Raw genomic sequence first — 7,335 nt, 5'->3', positions numbered from 1 at the left:
CAACGGGGAGCAGGTCACTGCGGCCCTTTCTTTTGCCAGACCGTCAGCCCCTGCTGCGCTGCCTGAAGTGAGGCTTCCCAGCGGCCACCAAATATTGGCCACTCCTTAAAGAGGTAGCGGACGTCCGGCTGCGCTTTCATGACCTTCTCCAGCTCCGGCGCAAAGCGGCTGCAGAACACGCACTGGTAATCAAAGAATTCAATCACCGCGACCTTTGTATTATCAGGCCCGTAAGCCGGGGTATCCGGATCATGCAGAAGGTTCGCCTGATTCTCCATCACGCTGAGTGCAAACATCTTCTGCTTACGTGCCTCCTGCTGTTCCTGCAGCTTATGACTGACCGTCACCAGTATCTCCGGGTGGGATACCAGGTAGTCTGCTGCGATTTCCCCGATACGGGCCTCCTGCTCCGGGCTGAATATCGGCTGAGGGGCCGAAGCGTGTGCCGTTGCAATAAAGCCAATGTATGTTGTAACTATTAATGCTGCTAATTTGTGTACTTTCATCGTCTGAGTCTCATTGTTAAATGGGGGATTAGCGTTCTTTCTGAATGGTACGGGTGAGGGTCTGTTCTTCACGCTCCGGCATGCGGCCGCGTTCAGTATTTTCTGCCACCCTGAGCATGTCGCGCTCAGCGTTTGCCAGATCTGCAATCACACGCGATGCCCGCGACTGTTCACCGGATGCCTTGTCAGCACCTTCCAGCTCACTCCTGACACCTGCAGCAGCTTTCATTTCCTGTCCACCGGTGTTTTCCTCACCTCTCACCCTGGCGATTACATCTGCATCCGGGGTGAGTGGTTCCGGTTTACGCGGGTTAATGTCTTCCGGTTTCAGTCTGATCACCTCTTCCTGCGGAATTTCCGGCAGCAACGACTCCGGCTGCCTGTTCCGTCCGGCGTCTTCATTGCGAATCTGGTCTGCCAGCATCTGTTCGCGCAGTTGCTGTACGTTCTGCTCGTCAGTCAGCGTGGAGACAATACCCGGCGACACATCCTGTTTTGTCCCACCGCTCACCTTAAGCAACCATGCTGAAGGCGGTTCATCGCCGGTCTGCCAGACCACGCCGTCCTTCGGGTGATGTCGTACTGCATCAAGCGCGGCCGCCAGGTCACTGGCCACAATCGTGTTGCCTGACTGGCTTCGCTGCAGTACCGCACCACGGGCACGTTCTGTCATGACCATCCGGGTCTCCCCCTGTGTCATCCGCCCTTCCGGGCTGGCAACCAGGGAAACCATGGCCAGGCCCGCACTCCTGCCATTGTTGTCATACACCGGCAGCGCCAGCGCCGGTTCAGGAAAGCGCCGGGTACAACAACCTTACTCGGGTTGGTGTTGCTGAGAGTGACGTTAAAGGCGGCGTCGTTCTCAAACGGAATGGCTGCGGGTGAGGAAGCGGCCCGGAGGCCGCTGGTAAATAATCCCGCTGCCAGAAACACAGCAGCAGCTGCCGGTGAAATGCGAAATTTCATGGGCAGTCCTGTCAGTTAGTGGAAGATACCGGCTTGAGTTCTTCAAAGCTGTGGAGGTTAATCACACCGTTGTCATAACTCAGTTTCAGTCGGTAGGTTTTTTCCTGGTCTTTCAGTGGCGTGATGATTGCGCCGTTTGTGGTGGAGGATTTCAGTACCCCGCTGTACTGCACGGAGCCATCATCCATGACGCGAATTTCTTTCGTGTCGAACTGGGTGGTGATGCCCGCTTTCTGGATGCGCTCAGTTTCTATGTCCAGGGCTTTCTTGAGTACGTCCCGTTCGGCGGAGGGGACAAATCCAAGAATCATTTTCTGGTTATGTTCGATGTTTTCCGGGGTAACGTTGAGTCGCCAGTAAATAAAGGAAGCGGCGAACTGTGTCAGACCGGTCGCATCGACACTTTTAGAATCTGATGCAAATGGGCGGTTAAACGTTAACGGCGTGGTGATGGTTTTCTGGGTTGTGGCGAAATACCATGCCAGTGACCCTGTCAGTACATTCCCTGCGCTCATGAGTAAAGTTAAAGCTGAAAGACCAATAAACGCATAGCGGAGTTGTTTATCGCGCTCTCCTTTAATATTCAGTTTCATGAAAAACTATGCCCTCCAGTGCCGGAAACTTGAGTCAGGTATCTGGCGAAAGGTTACTTTGAATAAAAGTGATGGCAGGTGCCAGTAGCAGAAATTAAGCAACCAGTACGACCCCTGCCCTTTTTTCAGATATCTGACGATGAACCAGAGGATTCCCGCGATTACACCAAGTTCGAGTGACAGGTTGTTAAGCACCCCCAAAACTAAAAGGGGTGCGGTAACAATCAATTCGTCAATCGGTAAGCCTAAATAGCGGTTCTGCTGGTTCATTGTTTCCGGGAAGTTATATTTATCTCCTTCCCCGTTCATCATTTAGCTCGCGATACCGAAGGCGACACGGGTAAAGATGATTGCCATAACGATACCGACGAATACCAGTGGTGAGCGGGCCTTAATGTAAATAAACAGGCCCATGATGATTTCGGCGATGTAGAACCATTTAACCAGTGATGAGCCGGAGCCGAAGGTGGAATTAACCGTGGCGTTCTGCGAGGAAAGAAGGTCGGTACCAGATGCGAATGCCGGGTGAGTGACCATAAGTGCAATTAAAAAAGCGCCTGCTGACTTTAAGTAAAATTTAGCCTGGCGATTTTCGCGTGCTTTGCGGAATAAAGACGCTACCGCCCATCCCTTACCGACGTTAAGGGCACTGCCTTTGGTTAACATGTTTGTTTTCTCCGAAGTAAACAAAAGTGAATCGCGTAAGTGCTTGTTTACGCGGGCGCAATTGTCCCATGACCCTAAAAAAAAAAAACTGTGACGCATGTCACACTTTTTGTAACCATTCAGATTTATCCGAATATGTAAGTGGGTAGGCTTTGTTGACCAGTAAGTTCGGAGATGGTCTATGGGATCTATAGCTATGAAAGTAAAAGAAAAAATGTGGGATGGTCGCGGCCGTCCACGCAAGTTCCAGCCAGGTGAGGCGGTGGAGTGGCGATTGCGTGCACCGGATAATCTGCTTATGGAGCTGAGAATATGTGCCAGAGCTGGCAACAGAAGTGTGAATGAGGAAATTATTGCCAGGCTTTTGTTGTCGCTGAATTATCAGCCCGGCAAGCCTGTCATTAAAACTGCGGAGGGTGAGCGGCTCATTGCTCTGGCGGTGAGATTTGAAGAGTGGCTAGGGCAATTACTTGATGGTGAATCTCTTGATGATGCTGGAGAAATTAAATCCTCGCCCAAGCAGGAGCAATTGTGGATGTGGCGTGAGGGTGAAAGAGTTTTGCTTCCGGGGAAAACAACCGGATATAGCATGCGAATTCCTGAAAACCTTGCAGATGAAATCAGGGCAATGGCGAAGGTGCATAACCGTAGTCTGAATGATGAAATGCTCACCCGTCTGATGAATACGCTGGGTTATTTTACGGAAAGGTTACTTGACCAGAATGAGGATGTGCAGGCGCTTAAAGTTCTTTGCATGGAGTTCGAGGTGTTCCTGAAAGAAAAAATAAAGGAGGTGGAGAAAAGTGACCTTCCCTGGGATGAAAAACCGTCCCTGTGATCGATGTGGGCCGGGGTGTCCGGCTCACAGATTTATTCTTTTTCGTTGATGAAGTGCCTTGCTTCTGCTTCGTTCTCGGCTGTGTTTATGCCGCTTAAAATCATATCAAGCGTATCTTCAAGGCTGCCTTCGCCGTCTTTTCCTGTCATTTTTAAATACATCTCAGCGATTAGGGTGGCAATGAGAACTGTGCCTTCGCGTGAGCCGGCTGCTTTTCTTATGAGGTCTCTTCGATATCCTTCGATATCAAATTGATTGCCATCCTCGCCATCGCGTTTATAAACAAGCAGTCCAAGCCGGATTAATTCGTTGCAGGTAGCTGATATGTTTGCTTCTCCAGCATTAGCGCCGTTCTGCAGGTCTTGTTGAACAATATCGCGAACTTCGCGTTCAATTTTATCTTTAAGGTAGATGCCGACTCTTCCCATATTTCTTACCTGTTTTAAGTTAGTGTCGGAACCGACACTATGTATGGCCTGTTGGTGGATTTCCACATTGCTGTGCAAGGCTGTAATGGGTTGATACTGCTGTGCATTTCTGTTCTATACAGTAGTACAATCCAGCACTATGATGTGCGATAGTGTGACACTGTGCGATATATAATTCAATGTAATTAAAGCATATCTACAATTGTATGATACATGTGTGACATACCGACACTAACAGGTATCAGGATTATACGATAGTGTAGTGTCGGTATGTACGACATTAAACGGTCACATTCCAAAAGCGCGCAAATTTCTTACAAACATCCCACTGAAATGAAAGGAAAAATCTGCAAGACGAAGTCTTGCGTGGGGTGTGATGTTTTAAAGGGTTAGTAAAGAGCGGCATGTTAATACCGTATACCGTTCTGGCATGTTTATTTCGGACAGGTGTTAAATCCCTTCAGGAGAGCGCTCAGGCGCGTTTGTAGTGAATTTACTTGATTGCGACGATCCGCCGGGGTATTTTTTAAAGCGCCTCTCCAGAGCCCGTTTATTTCGCTAAAAGGCCAAACCATGAAAATATCGTTACTGCCTGCTGCTTTACTGACTCTTTCACTATCTGCTGGCGCAGCTCCGCAGATGTGCTTTGATCAGGCCGGGAAAGATTACCAAATTGATCCGCTGCTGCTTATGTCAATTTCGATTAAAGAGAGCCATCTTGTACCGGATGCGATAAATGGATCAAACAGGAATGGAACGGAAGATGTCTGCGGTATGCAGGTGAACAGTTCCCATTACGGTAAACTTAAAAACTTCAATATTACCCGTGAGCGCCTGTTAAATGATCCATGTATCTGCGTTTATACGGGAGCATGGGTACTGGCGCACAACTTTCGGTCATACGGGAAAAACTGGGACAGCGTGGGGATGTATAATACTGGACCGAGCAAAAAGCTCATTGTACAGCGCAAGGCCTATGCACAGGATATCAAAAATATATATCGTGTATTACTGGCCAGAAAAAAGTTACTTTCAGAACGTCTCGCGCCAGCTGCGGGAAAGGAGCATGATATTAAAATTGCAGAAACAGCATCGTCACATAGCGTGCAGTAAAAAGCCGCTCTGTTGAGCGGCTTAATTTTTAGGCCTTCAGTTTTGCAAACTCCTCCGCCATTTTCCAGAGCACCTGATTTAATTTGATGTCACCATCTATTCCGGTGACTTCCCGCGTTCTGGTCATCTTCCCTTTTTCCGTTCTGCCACGAATTCCCCCACGGATCACATTTTCCTGCACCACGTTAAACGTGGTCCATAAATCCTGGCCTCTGTCGAGCACACGGCGAGGGTTAATAATTTGCTCCGGTGTAATCGGCGCTGGTTTTCCATCGTATTTAAGTTCCAGGGCGGTCGCACCAAAAAGGCGCTGCTCAGGCAAAGTGAGCTGAATGCTTTTCATGAGGTCTATATTTTCATCAACCGCGTCGAATGTTTTCAGCACCGTGTAAGCGCCTTCAATAACCTGCCCGACAATATCCCCTTTGTGGGGTACGCGGATTTCACCAAAATCCTTCCATGCAACCAGACCATTACTGCAAACCTGACGGAACATGCCGGGGATCATTTTATAGCTGCTTGAACCATCATGGCTATTCAGCAGAATAATTTCCGGCACTTCTTTTCCGTTAATCTGGTCATGACGGCGCAGGCGAAGCATATGCTTTGTAAAGTCGCGTTTATCCTGGTCACGTGTACGTGACTGCGTTGCATAATATGGCTGAAAACCTTCATCACGTAAGCGATCAAGAATGTTAATGGTCGGGATATACGTATAACGTTCAGAGCGTGAATCGTGTTTATCCGATGAGAACGCGCTCGGAACGATGCGCTGTAATTCATCATTCGTCAGCGGACGGTCTTTGCGGATCGAGGCAGGCATACGATAGCGGCTTGCGAAACTGACCATTTTTATTTACTCCTGATTATTTAGTAAGAGATGAAGAAATAACGCGGTGAAAATTATCCAGCGGGATTGCAGCTGCCACCGGGCGACCATCTACAACCCAGACAGAGATATAATCCGGGCATTCGTCATTTATTAACGTCAGCTCAGTGGCATTCTCTGGCGGCGTAAAAATTACCGGTTGTGGCTCCCCTTCCGATGCGGCCAGGACCCAGCAAAACAGATCCGTAAACTGGGACGTGGTGAGGTTTGAATCACATCTTCCGGTAGATTCTTGAGCGGCGGTTTTGACGTTGACGTTTCGTGTGTGCATCCTGGTTTTCTCCTGTGGTGATGGCAGTCCATCTCCCTGGTGAGTTCTCTCGCGGCAAAGGGCAAAGGAGCAACGGCGAAGGGCGGAAGGAAAGGGGCGGAGACTAAAGTTTTTGCGGCACGCAAAAAGTTTTGGCGGAGTGCATTTCACCCCTTGGATGACGACCCGACGGTGCTACAAGCAGCCCTCCGCGTGAGGACACACGGGGGATGGCTTCACCGGGGGAACAGGATGCACACACCCGACACGTCGGAACGGCGTGGCGCCATTAAAGCGACGGCATCAGCCGGCGCGGTGAAGGCGTTCCGGACGGCACGGCCGGAGAAGCCGCAGCCCTTGACCTTCGCCATCAGACCCTAGCCGTATGGCCCGAAACCCGGAGGGGTTCGGCGGAGCCTGGCGGGTGCGCAGCGGCCGCCCTGGCGGAGTGGGGCTCGACGACCGGACAGCAGCGCTGGCCGGGAGCCGAAGGGGGCCATCGCCCTGCCCTGTTTTCGGGTTATGGCCACGGAGCTGCAGCTGAGGAAGTTAACCAGCAGGACGACGGATATGACGCCCGGGATGAAGAACACAGGGAAAACCAGGCTGAAGCCAGATACAGGCAGGTAACTAATGGCGCGCTGACTTCAGCAAAATCAGGCAGGAGAGAGGGCAAGGCGGAGGGAGCAGAGGGGCAGCGCCGAAGGCGCGTCCCCCTTCCCCCGTTCCCCGCAGGGGAACAGACCTTCCGGGTTGTTCATGCATGCGACTGCACCCTTCGGGATGGAAAAAGGGGCTACCGGCGAACCGGCAACCCCTTCATAAAGGCGCTTCAGGCATGTCCACACAGTCTCAGCCCCTGAATGGCGGGGGGGGTCCCCCCGCCGGGGTTAGCTACTTAGCGGATTCGTAAGCCATAAAAGCTGCCACCTCCCTGTTCGTGTCCCTGTATCGGATTTCGCAGAGCGATTTCCGTGTCAGGTAAGTGAATATCAGCAGTGTGAGACACACTATTAATACGCACCAGAGCAGGGTATTTCGTGGCAGTTTCATGGCCTTCTTCTCCTGTCAACGCAAAGCAGAAGT

At 50.8% G+C, this 7,335-nt stretch carries 9 protein-coding genes and 3 pseudogenes; 2 read left to right on the top strand and 10 right to left on the bottom strand.

The genetic code is table 11. The annotated features are described in order from the left end of the window. Positions 1-17: 17 nt before the first annotated feature. The 6 genes and pseudogenes from IM317_RS23115 to IM317_RS23095 all read right to left on the bottom strand — a co-directional run. Positions 18-506, bottom strand: a pseudogene (locus tag IM317_RS23115) (thioredoxin domain-containing protein); the annotation flags it as partial. 28 nt (positions 507-534) lie between these two features. Continuing rightward, a pseudogene (locus tag IM317_RS23110) lies at positions 535-1,311 on the bottom strand (conjugative transfer relaxase/helicase TraI domain-containing protein); the annotation flags it as partial. Continuing rightward, positions 1,304-1,472, bottom strand: a pseudogene (locus IM317_RS24330) (conjugal transfer protein TraK); the annotation flags it as partial. The pseudogenes IM317_RS23110 and IM317_RS24330, both read right to left, overlap by 8 nt. A gap of 11 nt (positions 1,473-1,483) precedes the next feature. Continuing rightward, positions 1,484-2,065, bottom strand: a complete 582-nt coding sequence (locus tag IM317_RS23105) for a TraE/TraK family type IV conjugative transfer system protein (protein ID WP_023327726.1) — start codon at positions 2,063-2,065, stop codon at positions 1,484-1,486. A gap of 6 nt (positions 2,066-2,071) precedes the next feature. Then, entirely contained in the window at positions 2,072-2,374 is a 303-nt protein-coding gene (gene traL, locus IM317_RS23100; RefSeq protein ID WP_023327727.1) for a type IV conjugative transfer system protein TraL, read from the bottom strand. Positions 2,375-2,377: 3 nt separating this feature from the next. After that, positions 2,378-2,731 carry a type IV conjugative transfer system pilin TraA gene (locus IM317_RS23095; RefSeq protein WP_033147099.1) on the bottom strand — a complete coding sequence of 118 codons (354 nt, stop codon included), beginning with the start codon at positions 2,729-2,731 and terminating at the stop codon, positions 2,378-2,380. A gap of 196 nt (positions 2,732-2,927) precedes the next feature. On the opposite strand from IM317_RS23095, the gene IM317_RS23090 reads away from it, so the two are divergent. After that, on the top strand, positions 2,928-3,569 hold the full coding sequence (locus IM317_RS23090) for an Arc family DNA-binding protein (RefSeq protein WP_032636186.1): 642 nt from the start codon (positions 2,928-2,930) through the stop codon (positions 3,567-3,569). A 32-nt stretch (positions 3,570-3,601) separates the two neighbouring features. On the opposite strand, the gene IM317_RS23085 is transcribed toward IM317_RS23090, so the two are convergent. Further along, positions 3,602-3,997 carry a hypothetical protein gene (locus IM317_RS23085; protein ID WP_023327730.1) on the bottom strand — a complete coding sequence of 132 codons (396 nt, stop codon included), beginning with the start codon at positions 3,995-3,997 and terminating at the stop codon, positions 3,602-3,604. 573 nt (positions 3,998-4,570) lie between these two features. On the opposite strand from IM317_RS23085, the gene IM317_RS23080 reads away from it, so the two are divergent. Further along, a complete protein-coding gene (locus tag IM317_RS23080; protein WP_032636190.1) occupies positions 4,571-5,110 on the top strand; it encodes a lytic transglycosylase domain-containing protein in 540 nt (179 codons plus the stop codon). Between the two features lie 28 nt (positions 5,111-5,138). Here the strand turns inward: IM317_RS23080 and IM317_RS23075 are convergent, their stop codons facing one another. The 3 genes from IM317_RS23075 to IM317_RS24240 form a co-directional block, all read right to left on the bottom strand. Beyond that, positions 5,139-5,960 carry a DUF932 domain-containing protein gene (locus IM317_RS23075; RefSeq protein ID WP_023327732.1) on the bottom strand — a complete coding sequence of 274 codons (822 nt, stop codon included), beginning with the start codon at positions 5,958-5,960 and terminating at the stop codon, positions 5,139-5,141. A gap of 16 nt (positions 5,961-5,976) precedes the next feature. After that, positions 5,977-6,270, bottom strand: coding sequence for a hypothetical protein (locus IM317_RS23070; RefSeq protein WP_023327733.1), 294 nt, complete (start codon positions 6,268-6,270; stop codon positions 5,977-5,979). 873 nt (positions 6,271-7,143) lie between these two features. Further along, on the bottom strand, positions 7,144-7,302 hold the full coding sequence (locus IM317_RS24240) for a type I toxin-antitoxin system Hok family toxin (RefSeq protein WP_008325141.1): 159 nt from the start codon (positions 7,300-7,302) through the stop codon (positions 7,144-7,146). Positions 7,303-7,335: the final 33 nt, after the last annotated feature.

Origin of the sequence: Enterobacter cloacae complex sp. S3 (assembly GCF_014930495.1) — a bacterium.
Lineage (GTDB): Bacteria > Pseudomonadota > Gammaproteobacteria > Enterobacterales > Enterobacteriaceae > Enterobacter > Enterobacter asburiae_B.
The sequence above is the reverse complement of the archived record's forward strand: the minus strand, read 5'-3'. Positions and strand labels throughout refer to the sequence as shown.